Raw genomic sequence first — 25,533 nt, 5'->3', positions numbered from 1 at the left:
ATTGTCTACATATCGGATATTACGGTGCGTATAAAGGAGGCTCACAATGAACAAACAATCTGTTCGTGATGTGGAATTACAAGGGAAAAAAGTGTTTTGTCGCGTTGATTTTAACGTGCCGATGAAAGATGGGGTCGTGACAGATGATACGAGAATTCGTGCCGCGTTACCAACGATTCAATTGTTAGCAGAAAAAGGCGCACGCATCATTCTCGCAAGCCATCTCGGTCGTCCGAAAGGAGAAGTTGTAGAGGAACTTAGACTCGATCCAGTTGCTGCTAGACTGCAAGAGCTTCTTGGAAAGCCTGTAGCGAAAGTCAATGTCGCCCACGGACCAGAGGCAGAGCAAGCGGCGAACGAACTGAAAGATGGCGATGTGCTTTTGCTTGAAAATGTTCGTTTTTACCCTGGGGAAGAAAAAAATGATCCAGAGCTAGCAAAAGCTTTTGCGTCTTTAGCGGATGTCTATGTGAACGACGCCTTCGGTGCAGCACACCGTGCCCACGCGTCAACGGAAGGTATTGCACACCATGTTACGGCTGTTGCAGGCTTGCTCATGGAAAAGGAGCTTGAGGTGCTTGGCAAGGCTCTTTCCAACCCTGAGCGCCCATTTACAGCGATCATTGGTGGAGCAAAAGTGAAAGATAAAATTGGTGTCATTGAAAACCTTTTAGATAAAGTTGATAACTTAATTATTGGCGGCGGACTTGCGTACACATTCATCAAAGCGCAAGGACATGAGATCGGCAAATCTCTTTTAGAAGCAGACAAAATGGATTTGGCTCTTTCCTTCATGGAAAAGGCGAAAGAAAAAGGAGTCAACTTCTACGTACCACAAGATGCGATTGTAGCCGATGATTTCTCGAATGATGCGAATACGAAAGCGGTGGACATTGATCGAATCCCAGCCGATTGGGAAGCGCTCGATATCGGTCCAAAAACGCGCGAGACCTACCGCAATGTCATTCAATCCTCAAAGCTCGTCATTTGGAACGGGCCAATGGGTGTATTTGAGCTGGATGCTTTTGCTGGTGGCACGAAAGCTGTTGCTGAAGCGCTTGCTGATGCAAACGATACGTATTCTGTCATCGGCGGTGGAGATTCGGCGGCCGCTGTAGAAAAGTTCGGTTTAGCTAACCAGATGAGCCATATCTCAACAGGTGGTGGAGCATCTCTTGAGTTTATGGAAGGGAAAGCTTTACCTGGCGTTGTAGCGTTAAACGATAAATAAAGGGACGAGAGGTGAGCCACAATGAGAAAACCGATCATTGCAGGAAACTGGAAGATGAATAAAACCGTAGGTGAGGCAAAAGCATTCGTGGAAGAAGTAAAAGGGGCGATCCCTTCAAGCGATAAAGTCGATTCCGTCGTTTGTTCACCAGCTTTATTCCTCGAAGGACTTGTACAAAAAGCAGAAGGAACAGAGCTTCGCATCGGTGCGCAAAACATGCATTTTGAAGAAAGTGGAGCGTTTACTGGCGAAATTAGCCCTGTCGCCCTATCTGACATGAAAGTAGACTATGTGATTCTTGGACATTCCGAGCGTCGTGACATGTTTGCTGAAACGGATGAGCTCGTAAATAAAAAGACGCATGCTGCGTTTGCCCATGGCTTAACGCCGATCGTATGTGTTGGTGAGACGCTAGAAGAGCGCGAGGCGAATCAAACATATGATGTCGTAAAAACCCAAGTGGAAAAAGGCTTGGAAGGCTTAACAGACGAGCAAGTAAAAGCAACTGTGATCGCATATGAGCCTGTTTGGGCGATCGGAACAGGAAAGTCGTCTTCCGCTGAGGATGCAAATGATGTTTGCTCGTACATTCGTAAAGTTGTGACAGAGAAGTTCTCCCAAGAAGCCGCTGACGCAGTTCGCATTCAATACGGAGGAAGTGTAAAACCAGCAAACATTGCTGAATACATGGCCCAATCAGATATTGATGGCGCCCTTGTAGGTGGTGCTAGCTTAGACCCGCAATCATTCCTTCAACTGTTGGAGGCTGTAAAATGAGCAAGAAACCCGTTGCATTGATCATTTTAGATGGCTTTGCGATGCGCGACGAGGCGAAAGGAAACGCGGTGGCTCAAGCGAATAAGCCGAACTTTGATCGCTATTGGAATCAGTATCCACACGCATTATTAAAGGCCGATGGTGAAGCGGTCGGCTTACCGGAAGGGCAAATGGGGAACTCCGAAGTCGGTCACTTAAACATCGGTGCCGGCCGGATTGTTTACCAAAGCTTAACTCGTGTCAACCTTTCCATCCGCGAAGGCGAATTTTTCGAAAATGAAACGTTTTTAAATGCGATGAACCACGTGAAGGAAAAAGGGTCTAGTCTTCACATTTATGGCCTTGTGTCAGATGGAGGCATTCATAGTCACATTAACCATTTATATGCACTGCTTGAACTTGCGAAAAGAGAGCAGGTGGAACGGGTGTACATCCATGGTTTCTTAGATGGTCGTGATGTTGGTCCAACCTCAGCAGAAACGTATCTCGTTGACCTAGAAGCGAAAATGAAGGAGCTCGGTGTCGGTGAGCTTGCCACTCTACATGGCCGTTATTATGCGATGGATCGCGACAAGCGCTGGGATCGTGTGGAAAAATCGTATCGGGCGATGGTATATGGCGAAGGACCAGCTTATTCATCAGCTCTTGACGTCATTAAGGACAGCTATGAAAACTCGATTCACGATGAGTTTGTTATCCCTTCTGTCATTACGAACGAAGATGGCTCTCCAGTAGCGACGATTGAAGATGATGATGCAATTATTTTCTTCAACTTTCGTCCAGACCGGGCCATCCAAATGTCACAAGTGTTTACGAATAAAGATTTCCGTGGATTTGATCGTGGTGAAAAACTTCCGCAAAATGTATACTATGTATGTCTGACTCATTTCAGCGAGACGGTTCAAGGAGACGTGGCATTTAAGCCGACCAACTTGGATAATACGCTTGGTGAAGTGTTGGCCCAGCAAAATTACAAACAACTGCGGATTGCGGAAACGGAAAAATATCCGCACGTCACCTTCTTCTTTAGCGGTGGACGAGAGGAGCCGTTCCCAGGAGAAGAGCGAATTTTAATCGATTCTCCGAAAGTGGCAACCTATGACTTAAAACCGGAAATGAGTGCCTATGAAGTGACGGACGCTTTGTTAAACGAAATTGAGGCGGACAAGCACGATGTAATCATTTTAAACTTTGCGAATCCTGATATGGTTGGACATTCTGGTATGCTTGAGCCGACAATTAAAGCGGTAGAAGCAGTCGATGAGTGCTTAGGGAAGGTCGTGGACGCGATTCTAGCTAAAGGTGGTGCAGCTGTCATTACCGCTGATCACGGAAACGCAGACGAGGTCGTCACATTGGAAGGGAAGCCCATGACGGCGCACACGACCAACAAAGTGCCGGTCATCGTAACAGAGGAAGGATTGAACTTGCGTGAAGATGGGATTTTAGCCGATCTTTCTCCCACGGTTCTCCACCTCCTTGGCGGAAAACAACCAGCCGAAATGACAGGAAAAACATTAATTAAGTAAACGTTTGTTTAAGGTTCGATCAAGGGGCAGGGTTTCCATCCCGTAACCTTGTATGATTAATAAAGAAGAATAGCAAAAAGGAGATGGATTTGAGATGACAATCATTACTGATGTATACGCTCGTGAAGTATTAGATTCCCGTGGAAACCCGACGGTTGAAGTGGAGGTTTACTTAGAATCTGGTGCAATGGGACGTGCCCTTGTCCCAAGTGGTGCTTCGACTGGTGAGTACGAAGCTGTTGAGCTTCGCGATGGTGGAGAGCGCTTTTTAGGAAAAGGTGTCTTAAAAGCCGTTGAGAACGTGAACGAGGTCATTGCACCTGAACTTATTGGCTTCGACGCTCTTGATCAAATCGGGATCGATCAACATATGATTGAGCTTGATGGAACAGAAAATAAAGGAAAACTTGGCGCGAATGCCATTCTTGGAGTATCCATGGCGGTTGCTCGTGCGGCAGCGAATGCTCTCGACCTTCCGCTTTATGTATACCTCGGCGGATTTAACGCAAAACAGCTTCCTGTGCCAATGATGAACATCATCAATGGTGGAGAGCACGCAGATAACAACGTCGATATTCAAGAATTTATGATCATGCCAGTCGGTGCGGAAAGCTTTAAAGAAGCGCTTCGTACAGGGACGGAAATTTTCCACAGCTTGAAAAAAGTTCTTAAGTCAAAAGGCTACAACACAGCTGTTGGTGACGAAGGTGGTTTCGCGCCAAACCTTTCTTCGAATGAAGAAGCGTTGCAAACGATCATCGAAGCGATCGAGCAAGCTGGTTACACTCCAGGAGAGCAAGTGAAGCTTGCAATGGACGTTGCCTCTTCTGAGCTTTACAACAAAGAAGATGGAAAGTACCACCTTTCTGGCGAAGGAAAAGTTCTTTCTTCTGAAGAAATGGTTGCCTTCTATGAAGAGCTTGTTGCTAAATATCCAATCATCTCCATCGAAGACGGCCTTGATGAGAACGATTGGGAAGGACATAAAATGCTTACAGACCGTCTTGGCGACAAAGTCCAGCTTGTCGGTGACGACTTGTTCGTAACAAACACGAAAAAGCTTGCCCAAGGAATCGAGCAAGGGGTCGGCAACTCGATCCTAATCAAAGTGAACCAAATCGGTACATTAACGGAAACGTTCGATGCGATTGAAATGGCAAAACGCGCGGGCTACACAGCTGTTATCTCTCACCGCTCTGGTGAAACAGAAGATAGCACGATCGCTGACATTGCTGTTGCGACAAACGCAGGCCAAATCAAAACAGGTGCTCCGTCCCGTACAGACCGTGTGGCGAAGTACAATCAACTTCTACGCATTGAAGATGAGCTTGGCAATTTAGCACAATTTAACGGTCTTCAATCGTTCTACAACCTGAAAAAGTAATAACGTTTAAAGCGAGAACCATCTGCCACAAAGCGGGTGGTTTTTCGTTTGACTCTCGCCCTTTTGGTCAAGGTGTCTCACCGCTGGCTTACCGTCAGTTTTGACTCATGTAAAGAAGCTGTTTGTCAATTCTAACCCTTTGTGGTACATTTATAGAAGCGCATATGTGCTTGTGGAGGTGTGTAAAAGGTGCAAACGGTCGCGTTTGTTTTATTGATTATTGTCTCGATCTCACTAATTGCTGTAGTGTTGTTGCAGTCAGGAAGAAGTGCCGGATTATCTGGCGCCATTTCCGGGGGAGCAGAGCAATTAGTAGGGAAACAGAAGGCACGCGGGATTGATGCATTTCTTGCTCGTGCTACGGTCGTGCTAGCGGTGTTGTTTTTCGTGCTAACCATTGCAGTTGCATACTTTATGTAATTTAAAGCAGTAGGTTGCTAAGCCTACTGCTTTCTTCATGGATTTTGTACAGGTAAAATAGGGTACATGGACCACGTTTTACCGACGGTCTTTTGTGGAAACCTAATAAACAATGACATCTGAGAATAGAGAAAGGAAGATGGAGATGAAGCTCGTCGCACCAAAGCCATTTACATTTGAAGGAGGAACGCGTGCCGTCCTTTTATTGCACGGATTTACAGGCACAACCGCCGATGTCCGCATGCTTGGTCGCTATTTGCAAGAAAAAGGCTACACGTGTCATGCTCCTTTATATAAAGGACATGGAGTGCCACCAGAAGAGCTCATTCAAACCGGACCTAATGATTGGTGGAAAGATGTTGAAGCAGGCTACCAACACTTAAAGGAACAAGGATATGAAGAAATTGCTGTATGCGGTCTTTCACTTGGTGGAGTGTTTTCATTGAAAATTGGATACACTCTACCAGTGAAGGGGATTGTCCCAATGTGTGCTCCCATGCGACCTAAAACCGATGATGCTATCTATAAAGGTGTGCTTGAGTATGCAGAGGAATACAAACGACGGGAAAAAAAGAGCGATGAGCAAATTGAGGAGGAAATGCAGCGATTCAAGTCAGCACCCCAGACGACATTATTTGGCTTGAAGCAGCTCATTGAGGATGTAAGAGATCACCTCGATCACATCTATGCCCCTGTGTTCGTCGTCCAAGCACGTCATGATGAAATGATCGATGTTGAAAGCGCCAATGTGATCCACGATACTGTGGAATCGGACGAGAAGTCTCTCAAATGGTATGAGGACTCAACGCATGTAATTACGTTAGATAAAGAAAAAGAACAGCTACATGAAGATGTGTATCGCTTTTTAGAAGGGCTGAATTGGTCCGAGTAAAGGGCTATAGACGGATAGAAGAAGCTTCACATCAAGCTGTTATAGAAAGAAAGGAGATTTGCTATGAATGAACAAAAAGCGCAGCAACTGTTGACGTTCTTTCGTGAACAAGCTGAGAAGCCGCTATCTGTCAACGAGCTAGAAGAAGCGTTAAACTTAGAAGACGCTCAAGAGTTTAAAGAGTTAGTACAGGTTTTAAATGAAATGGAGGAAAAAGGTCTCCTCGTTCGAACGAGGAGCAATCGCTACGGTGTCCCTGAAAAGATGAATTTACTTAGAGGAGTCGTCCAAGGGCATGCTAAAGGATTTGCGTTCGTCATCCCAGAAGAAGAAGGACACTCCGATGTTTACGTCTCGCATGTGGATTTAGAAAGTGCCATGAATGGGGACCGAGTGATCGTGCGCCTTCATCCTCATTCAACAGGAACCCGCCCTGAGGGAAAGGTGATCCGCATTTTAGAGCGGGGCGTAAGCGAAGTGATCGGTACGTATGTTGACCACCAAACGTACGGCCTTGTCGTAGCCGACGACAAACGGATTCCGAACGACATTTTAATTGTAAACCCTGAAGCGCAAGGCCTTGTGGACGGTCACAAAGTCATTGTGAAGATTACGAAATATCCAGAGGGGCGCATGAGTGCCGAAGGGGAAGTTATCAGCATTCTCGGTCATAAAAATGACCCTGGCATGGATATTTTATCGATCATTTATAAATATGGCATCCCGCAAGCATTCCCGGAAGAGGTGCTACAACAAGCGCAAAACATCCCTGACGAAATTGACGAGAATGAGATTAAAAACCGCCGCGATTTACGTGACGAGCCGCTTGTGACGATCGATGGTGCTGATGCGAAAGATTTGGATGATGCTGTTCATGTGAGCCGGTTAGAAAACGGCAATTTTAAGCTAGGTGTTCACATTGCCGATGTGAGCTATTATGTGAAAGAAAAGTCACCGATCGATCTAGAAGCGGCTGAGCGAGGGACGAGTGTCTATCTTGTGGACCGTGTCATTCCGATGATTCCGCACCGATTGTCTAACGGGATTTGTAGTTTAAATCCCCAGGTCGATCGTCTCACCTTGTCATGCGAGATGGAAATCACCCGTGATGGGCAAGTCGTCAATCACGAAATATTTCAAAGCGTGATTCGCACAAATGAACGAATGACGTACCATGATGTAAACAAGATTCTCGTTGAAAAAGAGGAGGAGCTTCGCAACCGCTACGAGCCGCTCGTCCCTATGTTTGAGGACATGGAGGAGCTTGCCGCGATCTTACGTAAAAAGCGGTTCGGCCGTGGGGCGATCGATTTTGACTTTAAAGAAGCAAAAGTGCTAGTGGATGAAGAAGGAAAACCATCAGATGTCGTCATTAGAGAGCGCGGCGTAGCGGAAAAGCTCATTGAAGAGTTCATGCTTGCAGCAAACGAGACGGTTGCTGAACATTTCCATTGGCTCAAGCTGCCGTTTATGTATCGAATTCATGAAGATCCAGATAGCGAAAAGCTAGGGCGCTTCCTTGAGTTCATTACGAATTTCGGATATGTTGTCAGAGGAACGGCAAATACGGTTCACCCTCGGGCACTGCAAAAGCTGTTAGAAGAAGTTCGCGGCGAACCAGAGGAGCAAGTCATTAGCACAGTCATGCTCCGCTCAATGCAGCAAGCAAAATACGATCCGACAAGCCTTGGCCATTTTGGACTTTCAACCGAGTTTTATACTCACTTTACGTCGCCTATTCGCCGTTACCCTGACTTGATCGTCCATCGCCTCATCCGAGAATATTTAATCAAAGGGAATGTGGACGAAGAAACGCAAGAGAAATGGCGTGAAAGGCTTCCTGAGATTGCCCGTCATTGTTCAGAAATGGAACGACGAGCCGTCGATGCTGAGCGAGAAACAGACGATGTGAAAAAGGCGCAATTCATGGAAGATAAAATCGGTGAAACCTTTACGGGTATTATTAGCGGAGTGACGAATTTCGGAATTTTCGTGGAGCTGGAAAATACGATTGAAGGGCTCGTTCACGTAAGCTATTTGACCGATGATTATTACCGTTACGATGAAAAGCATTATGCGATGATCGGTGAACGTTCCGGCAATGTGTTTCGGATCGGGGATGAAATCGAGGTCCGTGTCATTAATGTCAACGTTGAGGAAGCCTCGATTGATTTTGAAATCGTCGGCATGAAGCCGCGCAAACAGCGTCCTGACAAAAGTCGTCCAAAAGTCATCGAAGGCGGAAAGCGTAAGAAAAAAGAGAACCGAGGAGCCTTAGCTCTCGATGGCAGCAAGCCGAAAAAGAAAAAGAAGAAAAAAGCATTTTATGAAAATGCTCCAAGCGCCAAGCGGAAAAAAGGAAAAAAGCGCAAACGCTAAAGAACAAGAGGTTGACAGGCGGACGGTTCTGCCATTGTTGACCTCTTGTTGGTTGATTTCATCCCCCACGCTTGCTATGATAAAGTAATGAGATGGAAAGGCAAAAAGGTGTGAATGTCATGGGTGAAACGGAAGGAAAAGTAATCGCGCAAAATAAAAAGGCGCGCCACGATTATTTCATTGAGGAAACGTTTGAAGCTGGCATGGTGCTACAAGGAACGGAAATTAAGTCCATTCGTGCGGGTCGTGCGAACTTAAAAGACTCGTTTGCACGAGTGTCGAACGGAGAAGTGTACTTACACAACTGCCACATTAGTGAATACGAACAGGGCAACCGTTATAACCATGAACCGACAAGAGCGCGGAAGCTACTGTTGCACAAAAAGCAGATTGATACGTTGATTGGTCAGACGCAGCAAAAAGGATACACGATTGTGCCATTAAAAATCTATATTAAAAATGGGTTTGCCAAATGTTTAATCGGCCTCGGCAAAGGAAAGAAAACCTTCGACAAGCGCGAAACGCTAAGACGCCGGGATGCAAAACGTGAAGTCGAGCGCGCGTTAAAAGAAAAAAATCGCTAGTCCCTCTTGAAATTGTTTGTACGCATGTTATAATAAGAAGTCCAGAGCAAAATGCTCTTTTTTTAACTTGGGGACGTTCTGGATTCGACAGGAATAGGTCGAGCTTAAGTGGCGAGCCGAGGTGGCGAACTCGTTAAAACGCCATCGCCAATAACTGGCAAAGAAAACAACAACTTCGCATTAGCTGCCTAAGCTAGCAAATGCGGTTCCGCCCTCCATCGCCCATGTGGTAGGTGTCGGGACTCACTTTTAGTGGGCTACGCCTCTCACCCTCCGTCTGTGGGTGAAGGAAGAGATTTATCAGACTAGCCTTACGGAAGCCTGTCGCTGGGCTGAAGTAACGGCGAAATGCGAATACAGTGACTACGCTCGTAGAAGCTTAAGTACTCGTTATTTCTGGACGTGGGTTCGATTCCCACCGTCTCCATCTATTACGGAGAAACATTGATTTCACGGGGTTTTTTAAACCGTGGTAACATACGTGGTAACATTAAGCCTGTTTAAATTGAATAATGTCAGCATACTTGAAGTCGTCCTCCATTTTAGTGACGGCTTCTTTTTCTGTGCTCGGATACAGATGGCTGTAAGTGTTTAATGTTGTACCTACATCTTTATGTCCAAGTCTTTTTGCTACAACAGAAGGAATTGTGTTTTTGTTGATCAAGTAACTTGCGTGTGAGTGACGGAAATCATGCAATCGTATTTTTTTGACACCTGATGCTTTTACATACTCCTCATACTTTCGGTCTAGCGTTGTGGTCGGAATATGATCATTAAACTCACCGAACACAACATAAGTCATTTTAGGATTGTTTTCTGATTTCAGTTGAGAGAGCAATCTCATTACGTGTTTTGGCATCATGATTTTTCGAATGGAAGATGTTGTTTTGGGTTTGGTGACGATTCGATTATAAACCGTTTTATCTATGTTGATCGTATTATTATCAAAATCAATGTCGCCCCATGTAAGTGCTAAAAGCTCACCTTTTCGCATTCCGCTATAATATAGAGTCATAAACAGAGCATAATATAACGGTTTGTCCACATTTTTGATAAAAGATTTGAACTCATCCAACGTCCAATAATTTATGTGTTTTTCTTCCTCGATGTCCACGTTGCCTGCTAATCTTGCAGGGTTGTCTTTAGTGTATTCCTGCTTAATTGCAAAGTTAAAAATAGCCGATAACACTTGATGTATCTTTTTAACATGAGAGACAGCAAACTGATCAAGTAGATCATTTTGAAACCTCATTATGTCACGGGATCGGATACTGTTCAGCTTCTTAGTCCCGAATTTAGGGATCAAGTGGGTTTCAATTATACTACTTGTTTTTAGGTAGGATGATGCTTTTCTTCTCTTTTTATACCAAGCAAGATACTCTTTGGCCATAAAATCAAATGTGGGATCTTCTTCTTCATATTCGTCAGCACTCGCGATAATTATAGCTTCTGCTTTTTTTGCTTCTGCTTTTGATTTAAATCCCCTTCGTTTAACTTGGCGTGTCCCTCCACCGCTCTTAGGCACTCGAGTGATAAAATAATATGTCCCTCTTTCCTCATCTTTATAAATCGCCAAATGATTAGCCTCCTTTTTGGTGTAAATTTAAAAGGTTAGTAAAATTGTGATCTTCGTTCACCTCCTTAGTAGAATGTACGTTCGCGTTCGGAGTTAAAAATTTTTTATAACTTCATACGGCACACCGTATTCATGTATCACTTCTGACGATGTTAAAGTTTTATCGTAAAACAGAAGTTCAGCTGCAAAGTAGTTCGCTTCTTGCTCAATTCGATCCGTAGAATAAAGCGTATGCCTCTTTAAGAAGGGTGTGTTTGCTTCAGGGTGTAAGATGGCGTGTCCAAGCTCATGAGCACATATAAAAAGGCGCTCTTTTTCTGTCGTATCTTCATTGATGTAGATCATTTGGATGCGAAATTGTTGCGTGTAGTAGCCCATAATGTTACCTAACGATTCGTAATTAATGTGAATATCTCTGCAAGTTGCGATTTTAAATGGATTACTTGTCTCGTATTTTTTAATTAATTCATTGACCTTACCTTTTACATGTCGCACAAAAGCCTTCACTCCTTGTCTCTATATTTATGTGGAGTAAATTTTTTCTTTGCCATCCGCTTAGCAAATCGGAGTGAATTCTCCAATGATGCGATCAGCAACTCCTTATCTTCATCGTCCAAGTCAGCAATATCTTGACCATCAAATGCAGCATAGGATCCACTATTGATTCCCTCGATGATCTTGTTGAGTTCCTTTTCAATATCTCGTTCGTCTTTTTCAGTTAGGTCATAATATCTTTTTTTGTCAGTACGACCAAGCAGGTAGTCAGTTGAGACATCGAAATAATCAGCGACTTTTTGTAAAGCTTCTGATTTCGGACTTTGTTTTTTCCACTTATAAAATGCATTTTCGCTGAATCCAAGTTTTTGAGCCACCGTTTTTAGGCTTTCTCCTCGTTGTTCGGATAATTCTTTAACTCTGTCAAATAGCATAATATCAACCTTTCTGGCTACTTACAGAAAATAAATTATACAATTGGATAATTTATTGTTGACTAAGGTATCCAATTGTATTATTATGATCACATAAGCTATTTACTTAGCTAAAAAGACAATGAAAAACATGACCTAGCAAAACACAGTTTTGGCGTTGGGGAACGGTTAAAACGTGTTAATTACAGGCTTTCTTAAGTCTTATTTAGCTATGGCTAAATAGTATACTATTGGATACTTTATGTCAACAGTTTTAGCTAATTTTATAGCTTAAAAATTAACAAAGGTGGTGGAATTATTTAGGTAAGTTCACTTAACTATTTCGTCTATTCTTTCTAGAACTTAATTGATGCTTGAAAGGAGGAAAGTCAAGTGCAAGAGGAATTAGCGTTGAAAGTTAGATCCGAATTATTCAAGCGCAAAATGAGCCAGAAAGAATTAGCTAGTATGATTGGCATTTCAAGTGTATATCTCTCTGACATCATACACGGTCGTAAAAATGGTCCGAAAGCCCAAGAACATATCAAACACATTTGTAAAATCCTGAACATTTAAGTGAGGCTACAGAATGAATCACAAACTTTATGTTGCAAGGAGAGAGAAGAGACTTAAGCAAAAAGATGTCGCTCAGAAGATCGGAATTCACCCTGTGACATATCAGCACAAGGAGTCCGGTAAAACAGAGTTTACTATGGGTGAAGCTAAGTTGCTATGTAAAATCTTTGGTTGCACCCTAGATGATTTATTTTGGGAGGAAGCTAAGGAGTAATACAAGGAAGTCCTTAGCAGCACACTAATCCTAAAAAAAGGTGGTTTTATGGACAACCCAAAAAAAATAAATGTAAATCTGTTAATTCAAATTCCTTTTGATTTGGTGGTGATAACTAAGGTTGAGTTAGAGGAGTTAAAACTGCATCAATTGTTTGGTGTGTATTGGAACATGAAGGATTTGGAGAAAAGAGTTAGTCGGAAAGTCAATTTCATCACCTCCTCTCAAGGGGGATTATACCAAAAAAGGAGGCATAGCCATGACAATCCAAGTGCATCCGGTTCACCGTCGCTTAGCCGAACTCACGTTAAAAGCCCATCACCTAGGCGGTTATCGAAATTTAAGTACTGAGGAGCTATCAGAAATCGACCATTGTTTGCAAGCTAGCGCCATGCTGATTGTGCGGTTGGATGAGCTGAAAAGCTTATCGTTTATCGCATACGAGACACGGGATCACAAGTGGCAGCATGAGATATGCAACCAAATAGATGAGATCGCTAAGAGTTGGAGGTGAAAGAAGGCCTACAGGAGCATAAACTCACGGCTTATGCCCTGATAAACGGCATTGAAATTAAGCTGTTAAAGTCCAAGTTTGTTCTTAATAACTGCTGTTGCTGTAGCACTAAGAATTGAAATAGATGCTGTGCCAACACTACTAGAAACTTTTTCTTTTGCTTTAGACCAAACAGAATCATCTTTAATATTTTTTAGAAATTCGTGACCAGACCACGTGATTTCTTTAAATATAAAGTCGAAAGGTACACGAAGTGCTTTGAATTCTCTAATTTCTATGTACCCAGCTGAATCTAATTGTTTAAAAGAGTAGAGTATATCTTCAACAGTGTAGCATTGTAGTTTTTCATGTTCTATGAAGAATTTCGCTGATGGTTTCTCATCGAAACCAAGGTCTTCACATGTCAACAAAACGTCTCTAACACAATCATAGTTAAGTTTCATTATTAGTCACTCCTTTCTATGAAAATGTTACCACAGATTAGTGAATTAATTAAAGGAGGTGAGGAAATTGTCAGCAGTACCAGGTATGTATGACTACCCATCTATGAGCGCCTATCTGCATCTCGTAAACTATGAAGCTTTTACTCTTCAGATTGCAGGGCTCCACAAGCAAAATGGCTTTCTTGATGAGGCTAGAGCCGTTTTGAGAGTGAGGAATGAAATCCGAATCAAACGGATCTGCATGAAAGCAGCGTTAGATCAAAAAGAAAAAGCCGATCGTGCGGCAACACAATCGGCAAATCAAGAAAACAATTTATCACTCACAGTATAGCACAACTAAAAGGAGGAAGTAAAAATCATGAATATAAACGTAACCATCGGAGTCACACCTGAATTAGCAAAGCTGCTTGGAGGGCTGACAAAAGCCGTTCAGGAGATCACATCTACAGAGGAACAAGCACCAACACAGCAATCAGCACAAAATACTCAACCGCAGGCTGTTACGACTCAACCGTCGCAACCAGTACCGACAGTACAGGCATCTTCTACTCCTCAACAACTGCCGCAACAGCAATCAACACCGCAAACAGGAGCTGTGCCGACAACAGAAACCACTTATACCATGGAGCAACTGGGGGTTGCTGCTGGCCCACTCGTCGATTCCGGTAAAGGGCCGGAACTGACCGCTTGGCTCAATCAACGTGGGGCTCAGGCACTCTCGCATCTCGATAAAGCGTACTATGGAGAGTTCGCAACGTACTTACGTAGCCTGGGGGCCAAAATATGACGCAAGCTACACACGCAGAAAGAGAGCACGCGCTATTGTCAGCTTCAGGTGCGCACCGGTGGCTCATTTGCCCACCGAGTGCGCGCCTTGAAGAGACTCTTCCCGACACTACCAGCGACGCGGCAAAAACCGGAACTTTGGCCCATGAGCTAGCAGAATTGAAATTACGAAAGTATTTTGTTGAGCCGATGGGGCCACAGAAGTTTGCTGCTCAGAAACGTAAGTTCAAAAAGAGTGAGTACTGGGAAGATGACATGGACGCAAATACAGATGCCTATCTGGAGTATGTTCAGTCCGTTGTACATGAGTATAGTTCACCGCCCCATATTGTGATTGAGCGTAAAGTGGATTACAGCCACTATGCGCCTGAGGGTTTCGGTACGGCTGATTGCATTGTTATCGGCGGATCGACTATGCACGTGATCGATTATAAAAACGGAAAAGGTAAGCCGGTTGAAGCTGAAAACAATCCACAAATGAAACTATACGCGCTTGGCGCGCTGAGCGCCTACGGCTTATTGTACCCGATCGAGACTGTGCATATGGCGATCGTACAGCCAAGAGTGTGGGAGCAACCATCTGAATGGACCCTATCCACGCGTGATTTACTTGCTTGGGGCGAATCGATCAAACCCATTGCAAAGCAAGCCTTTGAAGGAAAAGGTGAATATGTATCTGGTGAGCATTGTGGTTTCTGCCGGGCAAAAGAAACTTGCCGTGCTCGAGTAGAACAGCTTCTTTCGGCTGGAGAAAAAGCACCTTTGAAGCCGCCTCTGATCAGTTGGGAAGAAGCTGGGGAAGTGCTGAAAAAAGCGGAAGGGATTGTCAGCTGGTACAACAGTTTAAAAAAGTTGGTTCTGGCTGAGGTCTTGAAGGGCGGAGAAGTACCAGGTTGGAAAGCCGTGGAGGGACGAGGAAGCCGGCAATATGTCGATTTGGATAAAACCTTTGAGTACTTGCAGAAAAACGGCATTGATGAAGCTGTCCTATACGAGCGTGTGCCGTTAACCCCCGCACAGTTGGAAAAGCAACTGAAGAAAAAGAAATATCGTGAATTATTAGAGGAACCCGGATATGTCATCAAAACTCCAGGTGCACCGACACTTGCACCAGACGATGATAAACGGCCTGCGTATCAACCAGAAATCAATCCGGAACAAGTGTTTGGGAAAAGAGAAGAGTGAAGGCAATGGGTGGCATAGCAGATTACCATGTAGATCAATATAGCTCCGGAAGATGGGGGCAACACATAAAAAAGGGAGAAGTGATAGTATGACTAATCAACAATCAACTAACGTAACGACTGGTGAAGTGAGACTAAGTTATGTGAATCTTTTTCAACCGCGAGCGAATCAGCCAGGACAAGAGCCAAAATACAGCACTACTATTTTGATTCCGAAGTCAGACACAGCCACGATGCAACGGATCCAAGCAGCTATTGCTGCAGCTGTCGAGAAGGGAAAGGCAGGCGTTTGGAATGGTGCAGCTCCAGCCCAGCCGCGCACTCCCATTCATGATGGGGATGGGGTACGTCCAAACGGGGAGCCGTTTGGTGAGGAATGTAAAGGGCATTGGGTGCTAACCGCTAGTTCTAAGCAACAACAAGCCATCGTCGATGAACAATTAAACCCGATCATTAACCAAACAGATGTATACAGCGGCATGTATGGTCGTGTGAACCTTAACTTTTTCCCGTACAGCAACAGCGGGAATAAAGGGATTGGTGCAGGCTTAGGGCCTGTTCAAAAAACTCGGGATGGTGAACCATTAGGCGGTCGTGTTACAGCTGAGCAAGCATTTGGTGGTGCTGGTTTCACTCAGCCACCACAGCAGCAGTATGCTCCGCAACAACCGCCGCAAGGCTATGAGCAGCCACCACAACAATGGTCTGGTCAACCAGTGCAATCTCAAGGATATGGAATGCAACAACCACCACAAGGTCAACAGGCTCCAACTCAAGGGCAACAACCTCAAATCGATCCAATCACAGGTAAGCCACAAAACGGTGGCGTGTGGGGTATATGAAACACCTGTCTATCGACATTGAAACTTATAGCAGTGTAGACATCAAAAAATCGGGACTCTACAAGTACGTGGAGTCCCCAGATTTTGAAATATTGCTTTTTGCGTACTCTAGGGACGGGAGTGAGCCGCAGATCATAGACCTTGCACAAGGTGAAGAGATTCCGTTTTTTGTTGTTGACGCCCTTACTGACAAAAGTGTCATAAAGCACGCCTATAATGCCGCGTTTGAATGGTATTGCTTAAGCAAATTCTTAGGGATTGATCCTGTTGGTTGGCTCAATCAATGGCGTTGCACGATGGTCCATGGGCTTTATAACGGTTACCCGGGGGGCCTTGCGGCCATCGGGGAGGCGATCGGGCTTCCTCAAGATAAGCGCAAAATGGGAGTCGGCAGTTCACTCATTCGGACGTTTTGTGTTCCTTGCAAACCAACGAAGAAAAATGGTCACCGCACCCGTACGCTGCCACACCATGAGCCAGAAAAATGGGAGTTGTTCAAACAATACTGCTGCGGTGACGTTGTGGCTGAAATGGAAATCCTTCAGCGATTAAATTCCTTTCCGTTGCCTTATCAGGAACAAGAACTGTGGGTCCTAGATCAAATGATCAATGCCCGTGGTATAAACGTGGATCTGGATATGGTCGAGGGCGCGTTAGCGGTTGATGAACAGGTTACTGGAGAGTTACGCCAGGAAGCCGTAGCCCTGACAGGTTTAGAAAATCCGAAATCTGTCCAGCAGATGAGCAAGTGGCTGGAAGAGCAGACTGGTGAAAAAGTGGAGAACTTGCAGAAAGGCACAGTCAGCAAAATGATTGATCAATTGGACGAAGGGAAAGCAAAACGTGTGCTAGAGATTCGTCAGGAATTATCCAAAACTAGCACTAAAAAGTACGAAGCAATGCGACAAGCGGCATGCAAAGACCATCGTGTTCGGGGATTACTGCAATTCTATGGCGCGAATCGGACGGGTCGCTGGGCAGGGAGGCTTGTACAGGTACAGAATCTACCGCGTAACTACTTGAACACTTTAAAGTACGCTAGGCAACTAGTGACTAATCGAAACGTTGAAATGCTGAGGCTCATGTATGGCAATATCCCAGATACCCTCTCACAGCTGATCCGAACAGCATTCGTGCCGTCAGAAGGGAATACGTTGATCGTGTCAGATTTCTCGGCCATTGAGGCCCGTGTTATCGCCTGGTTGGCAGGGGAACAGTGGAGACTGGATGTCTTTCAGACTCACGGCAAGATTTACGAAGCATCGGCTAGTCAGATGTTTGGTGTGCCGATTGAGCAAATTGATAAAGGGTCTGATTTACGCCAAAAGGGGAAAGTGGCAGAGTTAGCTCTAGGCTATCAAGGTAGTAAAGGCGCTTTGATCAGTATGGGGGCTTTAGACCAGGGGCTAACAGAAGAGGAGCTTCCCGAGATCGTCACGCGCTGGCGGAATGCAAACCGGCGAATTGTAGATTTGTGGTACAGCCTTGAAGGGGCAGCGATGCATGTTATGGAGGCAGGGGAACCAGTAGGTGTACGCGGGGTGCTCATGCAACGTGAAAGCCACTACGAAACCCAGCAAGATTACTTTACCATTACACTTCCATCTGGTCGTAAGTTGTACTATGCGAAACCCTTTCTGCGTGAAAATGATTTTGGTAAGCCAGCGCTCCATTACTGGGGTGTTGATCAAACAAAGAAAAAATGGACGGTGCTGAACACGTACGGCGGAAAGTTAACGGAGAACATTGTTCAAGCCATTGCGAGGGACTGCTTGGCGGTGAATTTAGCACGTTTGGCAAACCAGCAAATTGTCATGCATGTTCATGATGAAATTGTCTTAGAAGCTCCAAAGGATCAGGCAGAGGAAATGCTGGGTTATGTAACAGAGGTTATGGGTCAGCCGATCAGTTGGGCCTCTGGGTTACCTCTTACAGCTGATGGCTTTGTCACCGATTACTATATGAAGGATTGAGGTGAGTCGGTTGAAAGGAATGGCTCGCGTAGAAATTGTTAAAAGGATTAATGATTTAGAGGATCAGCACTGTGAGACGTGTGATCGGCCAAAGCGAAAACTTAGCAATTACTGTGCTACTCAATGTGAAGTAGGGAAGAAGATAAAAGTTTTAGGAGATCACCTTCTTGAAAAAACAAATTCCGAACGTAAAAAGAAAGCAGAAAGGGTGAAAAAAGTGAGTCAAGCAGCTGTGAATGTTGAGGTGTCAAAGGAGAAGTATCTGAGTTTAAAAGAGTTGGAGCTTTCAGATTATAAGATTGCTTCAAAGTTTGGGATTACCCCTGCAAAGCTCAGTTCATATAAAAAGGGTTGGGGGTTAGAGGGGTTCTCTCTCAAGAAAGGCAAGAAGCAAGAGGCACTGAGTCAAGAACCTAACTCTTCCTTTCAGGAATTAAAAAGCAAACTATCACAGATCATGGATGAAAACGAGAGCCTAAAGCAAGAAGTAGAAACGTTGAGATCGAAGGAAGTAGAACTCCTTGATCAAATTGGTTCACTTCGAAGTGATAAGGAGTCCAACACTCAAAAAGTTGCAAACGTAAAACAGCAGCTGGCTGAAGAGTACGAAGAAGAAATGGCTAAGGTTGAGGGAGAACTGCAAAAATATAAGGAACTTTATAAAACTCTTGCAGCCGCGTTTACTGCTCATTTAGTTCACGAACCTCGGTGATGGCCACTATGTCTCGTAAACGAAAGTCAAGATGATACTTGCTTTACCGACGTGAAGGCTGTGAGAGGGTCTATCTCTACGAGCCCTTGAGAAAGTACGAGATCAAAAGCCGAATGGAGAAAGGATGGAAGGTGATGGGCAGATGATCGGAGTTAGCGCGGAGCGACAAAAACCATGTGAGAAATGTGGATCTAAGCAAGATGTGTTCAGGATAAGGATAAGCGGCAGGCACGCCCACACGTCTTGCCTTTGTCAGAGTTGTATCGGAGAGTTCCTTGTAAGTCTGAAAAATAGATTCAAAGCATTAGACGAAAGAAAATCCACTGTTGAGTAGGTGTCATTATGCAACATGATAGACAACTTACCATTTCATCTGCCGGGAACCGCCACTCGATCAACTGGCAGCCGCAGACCATATGGTGGTCAGAGTTAATTGATAGGCTGCGAACTGTGGTACGTGGCACGGAGACCTTGCAGGAGTATCTACGAATGCCAAAAGGACAACAAGATGACCTGAAAGACGTGGGCGGTTTTGTCGGAGGTACCTTATCTGGAGGGCGCCGTAAGGCAAGCAGCGTGACTGGTAGAGACTTAATTACGCTTGACCTAGATAATATTCCGGCAGGAGGTACCACAGGCGTGCTACGCCGCTTGGATGGTCTGGGATGTGCCTATGTGGTTTATTCCACACGCAAGCATGAGGAGGCAGGACCGCGGTTGCGCGCGCTCCTGCCGATAGATCGGATGGTTAACGCAGACGAATATGAGCCTCTGGCTCGAAAAATGGCGGAGATCATTGGGATAGAACTGGCCGATCCGACCACGTTTCAAGCATCTAGATTGATGTATTGGCCATCTTGCTGTTCAGACAGTCAGTACGTTTTCCATTTCGGGGACAAACCATTGTTGTCGGCGGACGGAGTATTGGCAATGTACAACGATTGGCGCAACTGGCAAGAATGGCCTCAGGTGCCCGGTGCTCAACAATCGCACACTCGCATGGCCACCAAGCAAGGAGATCCAACTACAAAGCCGGGTGTTGTAGGGGCATTCTGCCGTGTTTATGACGTGATCGCTGCTATGGACACCTTTTTACCGGGTATCTATGAGCCAAGCGATGACGGTCGGTATACGTACACCGGCGGTAGTACATCTGGTGGTGCGATCGTTTATGACGAGGGTGCGTTTTTATACAGCCACCATGCTACTGACCCGTGTAGTGGCCGACTTGTTAATGCGTTTGACCTGGTACGGCTGCACAAGTTTGGTGATCAGGATGACGAGGCCAAACCAGGCACTCCAACCAATCGGCTACCTAGTTATTCGGCGATGTGTGCCTTTGCGATGGAACAAGAGCCGGTTTCAAAACTCCTTATGCAGGAACGATATGAGAAGGCTGTACAAAGTTTTGACAACACGCCAGAAATCGAACAACCAGATGACCTAAGCTGGATCAAGCTATTGGAGATCAACAGCAACGGAACGCCGTTGAAGTCGAGTAAAAATGTACGAATCGTGCTTGAAAACGACGCTAACCTGAAAGAACGGATACGAATGGACATATTTTCCAATAGGATCATGGGGCTAGCTCCACTGCCGTGGCCCCCTAGAAACGACGAAGATGGAATTTTTCAATGGCGAGACGATGATGACGCAGGACTGCGGGAATACATCCACGGTGTTCTTGGGTTTCGAACAGAAGGTATTATTCAGGATGGACTTGTGCTTTATGCCCGTAAGAATCAATACAACCCTGTGGTTTCATACCTTAATGGCCTTGAATGGGACGGCACCTCTCGCCTTGATACGTTGTTTATTGATTACTTGGGGGCAGCAGACACGCCGTATACGAGGGCTGTAACGCGAAAATCATTCACGGCAGCTGTAGCACGAGCGATGCAACCAGGACTGAAATACGACACGATGCCTGTACTGACAGGGGCGCAGGGGATCGGGAAAACGACGTTAATTCAAAAGCTAGGCAAGGATTGGTTTAGCAACTCGATAGAAAGCTTCGAAGGCAAAGAGGCTGCAGAGCTTTTACAAGGCGTCTGGATTGTAGAAGTGGGCGAAATGGGAGCCTATACGAAGTCCGATGTTCGAACGATCAAGAGTTTCCTGTCACGGACGGAAGACAGTTACAGAGCTGCGTACGCCCGAAAGTCTGAGAAACACCCACGCCGATGTGTGTTTTTTGGGACGTCAAATGATGATCAATATCTAAAAGACCCAACAGGTGGCCGCAGATTTTGGCCGATTGATTGCGGCAAACAGCCACCTACAAAGGTTGTGTTTCGTGATTTGGACGATGAGATTGATCAGATATGGGCGGAAGGGGTTATGCGTTGGAAGATGGGAGAGCCGCTAATTTTACCAGATGAGCTAGAAGCTGAAGCTAAACGGCAGCAGGAGCTACATCGAGAAGTGGATCCATGGGAGGGAGTAGTGGCGGAATTTGCCGAACGCTTGGTACCTCCAGATTGGAACAAGAGAAGTCTTTCAGACCGAAAATTATATTGGTCAGGAGAATTCGGGAAATACGAAGGGGAGCTTGTGCCAAGGGATCGTATATGCGCCCAAGAAGTATGGATAGAAGCCTTGAACGGGGACGTTCGGGGGTTGCGGCGTCCGGAGGCTATAAGGATCAACAGCATACTAGATCAATTAGACGGGTGGAAAAAATACAACAATGTGTATCGATTTGGGCCACACGGGAAGATCAAAGGAGGCTATATTCGTGAATGATTTTGTCAACTTTGAATGTCAACTTTGAGCCGTTTTGTCAACCTTCTAAATTTTGGGTATGTCAACCTTGTCAACTTTGAAAAATGCCAAAGTTGACAGGTAAAGTTGACGAAAAAACCCTTATATACTATGTGTTTAGATATTATTGTCAACCTTGTCAACTTTAAAATATATAGAAGTAAAAAATAGAGAGAATAGAGAAAATAGAGAGATATATAACCCCTCTATACGCCTAATTTTTAAAAAGTTACGCGCACGGACGCGCACGTGTATACCATTTTATGCGGAGGTTTGTCAAGATGAGAGAGCGAGAAATCGAAAGCTATCTTCGAGATCGAGTGAAAGCAGCAGGCGGAATTGCGTATAAATGGGTGTCGCCTGGGAACAGTGGCGTGCCTGACAGGATTGTTATGTTGCCAGGTGCGCCGGATATCTTTATTGAGTTAAAAGCGCCGGGTGGAAAACCGACTAAGTTACAACTGAATCAGCACAGGAAAATTAGAGCTCTTGGCCGACACGTAACGGTGATTGACAGCAAAGAGTTGGTAAATGAATTACTGGACCATTACGAAGACGGACTGATGGAGTATTATCTACAGGAGTTGACCCAGCCATGAGTACGGCAGTACCAGCATTGCAGCATTTCAAACCTTGGGACTATCAACGATATTGCATTAATCGTTTGTTAGTAGATGAAGCGCTTGGACTTTTTCTGGATCTAGGACTTGGAAAAACCGTAATCACACTAACAGCCGTGAATGATTTGAAGTATAACCGATTTGCGATTCGCCGGTGCTTGGTCGTTGCCCCTAAAAAGGTGGCAGAGGCTACTTGGACCAATGAGGCTGCAAAATGGGGGCACTTGAAGCATATGCGAATTGTAACCGTTCTAGGGAGTCAAAGGCAGCGAATACGGGCGCTAAATACACCAGGAGACGTATACGTAATCAACAGAGATAACGTGGCTTGGCTTGTAGACTACTACCGCAATGCTTGGCCATTTGACATGGTGGTGCTGGATGAACTGTCATCGTTCAAGAACCATCAGGCGAAACGCTTTAAAGCCCTAACCTGGGTTCGGCCGCATATCAAACGGATCGTCGGTTTGACAGGAACTCCGGCCCCAAACGGCTTGTTGGATTTGTGGCCACAAATGTATTTGCTGGATGGCGGTGAACGCTTGGAGAAATACATCACACATTATCGCAACCGGTATTTTGAAAAGAATTATAACGGACATGGATATACAGCTAAGCCGGGCGCGGATGACGCTATTCAGCAAAAAATTTCCGATATTTGCATTAGCATGAAAGCTGAAGACTATCTTGAATTACCAGGAGAGGTGGTTAACGTCATTCCGGTACAACTGGACGAAAAGGCACAAAAACAGTATGAACGTATGGAAAAAGAACTTTTGCTAGAGGTTGAAGATACCGAGATCACGGCAACAAGTGCAGCGGTATTGACAGGGAAGTTGCTTCAGCTATGCAACGGCGCACTCTATGACGAAGAAAGAAACGTACACGAACTCCACAACAACAAGATCGATGCCTTTTTGGAACTGATCGAACAACTAAATGGCAAACCGGCACTTGTGTTTTATAGCTTTCAGCATGATCTGACCCGTATTAAAAAAGCACTTGAGAAATCAGACCTTCGCATCCGCGAGCTGAAAACACCACAAGATCAACTAGACTGGAACGCGGGAGAGGTTGATGTTTTGCTTGCACACCCGGCCAGTGCGGCGTATGGGCTTAACTTACAGGACGGAGGGAATCACGTTGTGTGGTTCGGACTCAATTGGTCGCTAGAGCTGTACCAGCAGGCAAATGGACGTCTGCATAGACAAGGACAGACGCAAAAAGTCATTTTGCACCATCTGGTTGTCCAAGGCGGTGCAGATGAGGAAGTGATGACAGCGCTGGAAGGGAAAGCCGCTACGCAGGATAAATTACTAGAAGCCCTAAAAGCAAGAATTGAAAGGGCACAGGAGGGGATACCTAGCGATGACAAGCGTAATTAAACCAACCAAAATCACTTTCAAAAAGACAGAGGCTGAATGGTACAACTACCACCAAACGCTGAAAGAGATTGCTAAACTTCGGGCGGAAATTATGAACCCGTTCAACGAAGAGGTCAATGACCCGACGGTTGTAGCGGGGGCTAACAGCGTAAAACCATCAGGGAAGCCGACAGAACGTATGGCGATACGGTTAACGACAAGCAAGCAATTGTCCTTTCTCACGGAGATCGCTGAGGCAATCGAACACGTGTATAACTCGTTGCCAGATAACTACAAACAACTGGTAAGAGTCAGGTATTGGAGCGGACGAAGCTTTACGTGGGAAGGGATAGCGGCAGAGTGCAATGTTAGCAAAAGACAAGCAATGAGATGGAGAGATGACATCGTTTTAGCAACTGTCGAGTTGTTAGGGTGGAGATGATGCCACTATGATGTCACTTTTGAGGTCTAAATCCGTGCTATTATGATAACGTGGTGAAATTCTCATTATTTTTTTTGCACTGATCGCTTTTAGCGGTTGGTGCCTTTTATACTTTGTTTTGTATGGAATAATACGCCCTGTAGTGGTAATATTTACTTAGCACTATACGGGAGTGATTTAGAATGAAAAAGCTATTATGTTTGATTTTAAGTTTGATTATTCTTGCCGGTTGCGGCGCAAAAGTAGATGAAGAAGCTTTGAATAAACTCAGCGAAGGGCTAGAGAAACGATGGGAGTACACAGAACAACTGTCTGACGAGATTTCTATTGAAGACCTTGAAAATGCTGTTCAGATTGAATTAGACGGACTTGAAAAATATGAAGCTGACGATTTTAAAGATACTAGCTTGTATGTGCTTTATGATGATTATAGAAGGGGTCTAGATTTTATTAAAACTCTTATGATGGGTGAAAGTATTAACTCCCCTACCTTCCAAGAAAGCTGGCACGAGCACATGGAAAAAAGGGCTAAAACGTTATATGATTTAAATGCTAATTATGATCTTAATATAGCAGACGAGTATAAAGACACTTTCGAAGATGTTTTGTCTGGTGCTAAGTATTTAGTGGAAGCTGAGAAAGTAGAAGAAGGTTTATCAGATATAAAAGCGTTATCTGATATAGAAATAGCGGTAGACGAAAAATCTGTATCTATCACCTTTCGAACCGAAAGTGCATTGAGTGCAGATTCCTTTGTAGCGAGTAAAACAGGGTATCCAGATAAAGCGATAGAAATTCTAAATACAGTGAAAGACTATGATTATGAAAATATTGTAATATCTACTACTAATCAAGACACGATCGCTGTCTCTTCCTACTTCACAAGAGACTCACTTGATAAGATTGATTTTGATAAGTGGAAAGAGTTGGATAGCTTAGACGCTTATAAGTTTTACAGTATGGCAGATGCCTATCACATAAGGATGGGGATATGGGAAAGCCTTGATGGCGAAACTCAGCGAATGATTGGAGACATGAATAAGGAAACCTCTAATCCATTTTGGAAAGAGTACGGCTTTACACATTGATAACACTCAAGGCACTCTGGCGTGAGCGATTTTCAGTTTAGGTCAATAGTTGGAGGAAATTATCTCTTTTTATCGAATTGTGTAAGATGAAGGGAGGTGTGGATATGGAGCTGTATAAAGAAAGTAGACTAGAAGGTGAGTCTGAAGGTTTTGACGGTGAGACAATCTTTGAATTGACTAATGGTCAAAAGTGGAAACAAGTAGAATATTATTATAAATATAGATACAAATTCAGACCAAAAGTAAAAATATATAAAGATGGCATGAGATATTATCTTGAATTGGAAAATATCGATAGAAAAATTAGGGTTGAAAGAATAGATTAACAGTTT

28 protein-coding genes, 1 other RNA gene and 1 pseudogene are annotated in these 25,533 nt (G+C 44.7%); 26 read left to right on the top strand and 4 right to left on the bottom strand.

Annotated elements, in window-relative coordinates:
* The first annotated feature begins 46 nt into the window (after window positions 1–46).
* The 9 genes from FED51_RS18110 to ssrA all read left to right on the top strand — a co-directional run bounded on the left by FED51_RS18110 (window position 47) and on the right by ssrA (window position 9,626).
* On the top strand, window positions 47–1,231 hold the full coding sequence (locus FED51_RS18110; protein WP_053430307.1) for a phosphoglycerate kinase: 1,185 nt from the start codon (window positions 47–49) through the stop codon (window positions 1,229–1,231).
* A gap of 21 nt (window positions 1,232–1,252) precedes the next feature.
* The gene (tpiA, locus tag FED51_RS18105) at window positions 1,253–2,008 is read left to right on the top strand and encodes a triose-phosphate isomerase (protein WP_053430308.1); all 756 of its coding nucleotides are present in this window, start codon (window positions 1,253–1,255) and stop codon (window positions 2,006–2,008) included.
* Window positions 2,005–3,537: a 2,3-bisphosphoglycerate-independent phosphoglycerate mutase gene (gene gpmI / locus FED51_RS18100; RefSeq protein WP_053430309.1), complete on the top strand. Its 1,533-nt coding sequence runs from the start codon at window positions 2,005–2,007 to the stop codon at window positions 3,535–3,537. The genes tpiA and gpmI overlap by 4 nt, the downstream gene beginning before the upstream one ends.
* A gap of 94 nt (window positions 3,538–3,631) precedes the next feature.
* Window positions 3,632–4,921, top strand: coding sequence for a phosphopyruvate hydratase (eno, locus tag FED51_RS18095; protein WP_053430310.1), 1,290 nt, complete (start codon window positions 3,632–3,634; stop codon window positions 4,919–4,921).
* A gap of 189 nt (window positions 4,922–5,110) precedes the next feature.
* The gene (secG, locus tag FED51_RS18090) at window positions 5,111–5,341 is read left to right on the top strand and encodes a preprotein translocase subunit SecG (protein ID WP_010899684.1); all 231 of its coding nucleotides are present in this window, start codon (window positions 5,111–5,113) and stop codon (window positions 5,339–5,341) included.
* A gap of 145 nt (window positions 5,342–5,486) precedes the next feature.
* Window positions 5,487–6,233, top strand: a complete 747-nt coding sequence (locus tag FED51_RS18085) for an alpha/beta hydrolase (RefSeq protein WP_053430311.1) — start codon at window positions 5,487–5,489, stop codon at window positions 6,231–6,233.
* A 63-nt stretch (window positions 6,234–6,296) separates the two neighbouring features.
* The gene (rnr, locus tag FED51_RS18080) at window positions 6,297–8,612 is read left to right on the top strand and encodes a ribonuclease R (protein WP_053430312.1); all 2,316 of its coding nucleotides are present in this window, start codon (window positions 6,297–6,299) and stop codon (window positions 8,610–8,612) included.
* Window positions 8,613–8,731: 119 nt separating this feature from the next.
* Window positions 8,732–9,196: an SsrA-binding protein SmpB gene (gene smpB / locus FED51_RS18075; RefSeq protein WP_041820891.1), complete on the top strand. Its 465-nt coding sequence runs from the start codon at window positions 8,732–8,734 to the stop codon at window positions 9,194–9,196.
* 69 nt (window positions 9,197–9,265) lie between these two features.
* Window positions 9,266–9,626: a transfer-messenger RNA gene (ssrA, locus tag FED51_RS18070) on the top strand.
* Window positions 9,627–9,686: 60 nt separating this feature from the next.
* Here the strand turns inward: ssrA and FED51_RS18065 are convergent.
* The 3 genes from FED51_RS18065 to FED51_RS18055 all read right to left on the bottom strand — a co-directional run bounded on the left by FED51_RS18065 (window position 9,687) and on the right by FED51_RS18055 (window position 11,701).
* Window positions 9,687–10,772 carry a site-specific integrase gene (locus FED51_RS18065; protein ID WP_138090923.1) on the bottom strand — a complete coding sequence of 362 codons (1,086 nt, stop codon included), beginning with the start codon at window positions 10,770–10,772 and terminating at the stop codon, window positions 9,687–9,689.
* A gap of 93 nt (window positions 10,773–10,865) precedes the next feature.
* On the bottom strand, window positions 10,866–11,267 hold the full coding sequence (locus FED51_RS18060; protein ID WP_138090920.1) for an ImmA/IrrE family metallo-endopeptidase: 402 nt from the start codon (window positions 11,265–11,267) through the stop codon (window positions 10,866–10,868).
* 8 nt (window positions 11,268–11,275) lie between these two features.
* Window positions 11,276–11,701, bottom strand: coding sequence for a helix-turn-helix domain-containing protein (locus FED51_RS18055; RefSeq protein ID WP_338035666.1), 426 nt, complete (start codon window positions 11,699–11,701; stop codon window positions 11,276–11,278).
* Between the two features lie 372 nt (window positions 11,702–12,073).
* On the opposite strand from FED51_RS18055, the gene FED51_RS18050 reads away from it, so the two are divergent.
* Genes FED51_RS18050 through FED51_RS18035 form a run of 4 tightly spaced genes read left to right on the top strand, consistent with a single transcriptional unit; the run spans window position 12,074 to window position 12,984 of the window.
* The gene (locus FED51_RS18050) at window positions 12,074–12,256 is read left to right on the top strand and encodes a helix-turn-helix domain-containing protein (protein ID WP_138090913.1); all 183 of its coding nucleotides are present in this window, start codon (window positions 12,074–12,076) and stop codon (window positions 12,254–12,256) included.
* Between the two features lie 13 nt (window positions 12,257–12,269).
* Entirely contained in the window at window positions 12,270–12,470 is a 201-nt protein-coding gene (locus FED51_RS18045; RefSeq protein ID WP_138090910.1) for a helix-turn-helix transcriptional regulator, read from the top strand.
* A 48-nt stretch (window positions 12,471–12,518) separates the two neighbouring features.
* On the top strand, window positions 12,519–12,821 hold the full coding sequence (locus FED51_RS18040; RefSeq protein ID WP_138090906.1) for a DUF771 domain-containing protein: 303 nt from the start codon (window positions 12,519–12,521) through the stop codon (window positions 12,819–12,821).
* The gene (locus FED51_RS18035; RefSeq protein WP_138090903.1) at window positions 12,730–12,984 is read left to right on the top strand and encodes a DUF7667 family protein; all 255 of its coding nucleotides are present in this window, start codon (window positions 12,730–12,732) and stop codon (window positions 12,982–12,984) included. Before FED51_RS18040 ends, FED51_RS18035 begins: the two co-directional genes overlap by 92 nt.
* A gap of 65 nt (window positions 12,985–13,049) precedes the next feature.
* Here FED51_RS18035 and FED51_RS18030 read toward each other — a convergent pair whose 3' ends face one another.
* Complete coding sequence (locus tag FED51_RS18030) at window positions 13,050–13,427, bottom strand: DUF2513 domain-containing protein (RefSeq protein WP_138090900.1); 378 nt, start codon at window positions 13,425–13,427, stop codon at window positions 13,050–13,052.
* A 67-nt stretch (window positions 13,428–13,494) separates the two neighbouring features.
* Here FED51_RS18030 and FED51_RS18025 point away from each other — a divergent pair, with 67 nt between their 5' ends.
* From FED51_RS18025 to FED51_RS17970, 13 genes and pseudogenes are all read left to right on the top strand, one after another.
* Window positions 13,495–13,758 (top strand): hypothetical protein, encoded by a 264-nt coding sequence (locus FED51_RS18025; protein ID WP_138090897.1) that lies wholly within the window; start codon window positions 13,495–13,497, stop codon window positions 13,756–13,758.
* Window positions 13,759–13,785: 27 nt separating this feature from the next.
* Complete coding sequence (locus FED51_RS18020) at window positions 13,786–14,214, top strand: hypothetical protein (RefSeq protein WP_138090895.1); 429 nt, start codon at window positions 13,786–13,788, stop codon at window positions 14,212–14,214.
* Window positions 14,211–15,398, top strand: a complete 1,188-nt coding sequence (locus FED51_RS18015; RefSeq protein WP_138090891.1) for a DUF2800 domain-containing protein — start codon at window positions 14,211–14,213, stop codon at window positions 15,396–15,398. The genes FED51_RS18020 and FED51_RS18015 overlap by 4 nt, the downstream gene beginning before the upstream one ends.
* Before the next feature lie 88 nt (window positions 15,399–15,486).
* Entirely contained in the window at window positions 15,487–16,239 is a 753-nt protein-coding gene (locus tag FED51_RS18010) for a DUF2815 family protein (protein ID WP_138090888.1), read from the top strand.
* On the top strand, window positions 16,236–18,212 hold the full coding sequence (locus tag FED51_RS18005; RefSeq protein WP_138090885.1) for a DNA polymerase: 1,977 nt from the start codon (window positions 16,236–16,238) through the stop codon (window positions 18,210–18,212). Before FED51_RS18010 ends, FED51_RS18005 begins: the two co-directional genes overlap by 4 nt.
* Before the next feature lie 19 nt (window positions 18,213–18,231).
* Window positions 18,232–18,366, top strand: a pseudogene (locus tag FED51_RS21780) (zinc-finger domain-containing protein); the annotation flags it as partial.
* A gap of 63 nt (window positions 18,367–18,429) precedes the next feature.
* Window positions 18,430–18,924 carry a hypothetical protein gene (locus FED51_RS18000; protein WP_233443849.1) on the top strand — a complete coding sequence of 165 codons (495 nt, stop codon included), beginning with the start codon at window positions 18,430–18,432 and terminating at the stop codon, window positions 18,922–18,924.
* Between the two features lie 342 nt (window positions 18,925–19,266).
* Window positions 19,267–21,669, top strand: a complete 2,403-nt coding sequence (locus FED51_RS17995; protein WP_175414338.1) for a virulence-associated E family protein — start codon at window positions 19,267–19,269, stop codon at window positions 21,667–21,669.
* A 281-nt stretch (window positions 21,670–21,950) separates the two neighbouring features.
* Window positions 21,951–22,286 (top strand): PDDEXK family nuclease, encoded by a 336-nt coding sequence (locus tag FED51_RS17990; protein WP_218973202.1) that lies wholly within the window; start codon window positions 21,951–21,953, stop codon window positions 22,284–22,286.
* Window positions 22,283–23,692: a DEAD/DEAH box helicase gene (locus FED51_RS17985; protein WP_138090876.1), complete on the top strand. Its 1,410-nt coding sequence runs from the start codon at window positions 22,283–22,285 to the stop codon at window positions 23,690–23,692. Before FED51_RS17990 ends, FED51_RS17985 begins: the two co-directional genes overlap by 4 nt.
* A complete protein-coding gene (locus FED51_RS17980; RefSeq protein ID WP_138090873.1) occupies window positions 23,676–24,113 on the top strand; it encodes a DUF722 domain-containing protein in 438 nt (145 codons plus the stop codon). The genes FED51_RS17985 and FED51_RS17980 overlap by 17 nt, the downstream gene beginning before the upstream one ends.
* A 182-nt stretch (window positions 24,114–24,295) precedes the next feature.
* Entirely contained in the window at window positions 24,296–25,201 is a 906-nt protein-coding gene (locus tag FED51_RS17975; protein ID WP_138090870.1) for a hypothetical protein, read from the top strand.
* A gap of 104 nt (window positions 25,202–25,305) precedes the next feature.
* Complete coding sequence (locus tag FED51_RS17970) at window positions 25,306–25,527, top strand: hypothetical protein (protein ID WP_138090867.1); 222 nt, start codon at window positions 25,306–25,308, stop codon at window positions 25,525–25,527.
* Window positions 25,528–25,533: the final 6 nt, after the last annotated feature.

This window comes from Halalkalibacterium halodurans (assembly GCF_005671335.1).
Lineage (GTDB): Bacteria > Bacillota > Bacilli > Bacillales > Bacillaceae_D > Halalkalibacterium > Halalkalibacterium halodurans.
This window is presented reverse-complemented; position numbering and strand designations above follow the sequence as displayed.

Bases quoted from the DNA above. Each gene is read 5' to 3' on its own strand.
- rnr (WP_053430312.1), top strand. From the start codon at position 6,297: ATGAATGAACAAAAAGCGCAGCAACTGTTGACGTTCTTTCGTGAACAA.
- FED51_RS18030 (WP_138090900.1), bottom strand. From the start codon at position 13,427: ATGAAACTTAACTATGATTGTGTTAGAGACGTTTTGTTGACATGTGAA.
- FED51_RS17970 (WP_138090867.1), top strand. From the start codon at position 25,306: ATGGAGCTGTATAAAGAAAGTAGACTAGAAGGTGAGTCTGAAGGTTTT.
- FED51_RS17975 (WP_138090870.1), top strand. From the start codon at position 24,296: ATGAAAAAGCTATTATGTTTGATTTTAAGTTTGATTATTCTTGCCGGT.
- smpB (WP_041820891.1), top strand. From the start codon at position 8,732: ATGGGTGAAACGGAAGGAAAAGTAATCGCGCAAAATAAAAAGGCGCGC.
- FED51_RS18045 (WP_138090910.1), top strand. From the start codon at position 12,270: ATGAATCACAAACTTTATGTTGCAAGGAGAGAGAAGAGACTTAAGCAA.
- tpiA (WP_053430308.1), top strand. From the start codon at position 1,253: ATGAGAAAACCGATCATTGCAGGAAACTGGAAGATGAATAAAACCGTA.
- FED51_RS17995 (WP_175414338.1), top strand. From the start codon at position 19,267: ATGCAACATGATAGACAACTTACCATTTCATCTGCCGGGAACCGCCAC.
- FED51_RS18055 (WP_338035666.1), bottom strand. From the start codon at position 11,701: ATGCTATTTGACAGAGTTAAAGAATTATCCGAACAACGAGGAGAAAGC.
- FED51_RS17980 (WP_138090873.1), top strand. From the start codon at position 23,676: ATGACAAGCGTAATTAAACCAACCAAAATCACTTTCAAAAAGACAGAG.
- FED51_RS17985 (WP_138090876.1), top strand. From the start codon at position 22,283: ATGAGTACGGCAGTACCAGCATTGCAGCATTTCAAACCTTGGGACTAT.
- gpmI (WP_053430309.1), top strand. From the start codon at position 2,005: ATGAGCAAGAAACCCGTTGCATTGATCATTTTAGATGGCTTTGCGATG.
- FED51_RS18010 (WP_138090888.1), top strand. From the start codon at position 15,487: ATGACTAATCAACAATCAACTAACGTAACGACTGGTGAAGTGAGACTA.
- FED51_RS18020 (WP_138090895.1), top strand. From the start codon at position 13,786: ATGAATATAAACGTAACCATCGGAGTCACACCTGAATTAGCAAAGCTG.
- FED51_RS18035 (WP_138090903.1), top strand. From the start codon at position 12,730: ATGACAATCCAAGTGCATCCGGTTCACCGTCGCTTAGCCGAACTCACG.
- FED51_RS17990 (WP_218973202.1), top strand. From the start codon at position 21,951: ATGCGGAGGTTTGTCAAGATGAGAGAGCGAGAAATCGAAAGCTATCTT.
- FED51_RS18110 (WP_053430307.1), top strand. From the start codon at position 47: ATGAACAAACAATCTGTTCGTGATGTGGAATTACAAGGGAAAAAAGTG.
- FED51_RS18015 (WP_138090891.1), top strand. From the start codon at position 14,211: ATGACGCAAGCTACACACGCAGAAAGAGAGCACGCGCTATTGTCAGCT.
- FED51_RS18040 (WP_138090906.1), top strand. From the start codon at position 12,519: ATGGACAACCCAAAAAAAATAAATGTAAATCTGTTAATTCAAATTCCT.
- FED51_RS18005 (WP_138090885.1), top strand. From the start codon at position 16,236: ATGAAACACCTGTCTATCGACATTGAAACTTATAGCAGTGTAGACATC.
- eno (WP_053430310.1), top strand. From the start codon at position 3,632: ATGACAATCATTACTGATGTATACGCTCGTGAAGTATTAGATTCCCGT.
- FED51_RS18085 (WP_053430311.1), top strand. From the start codon at position 5,487: ATGAAGCTCGTCGCACCAAAGCCATTTACATTTGAAGGAGGAACGCGT.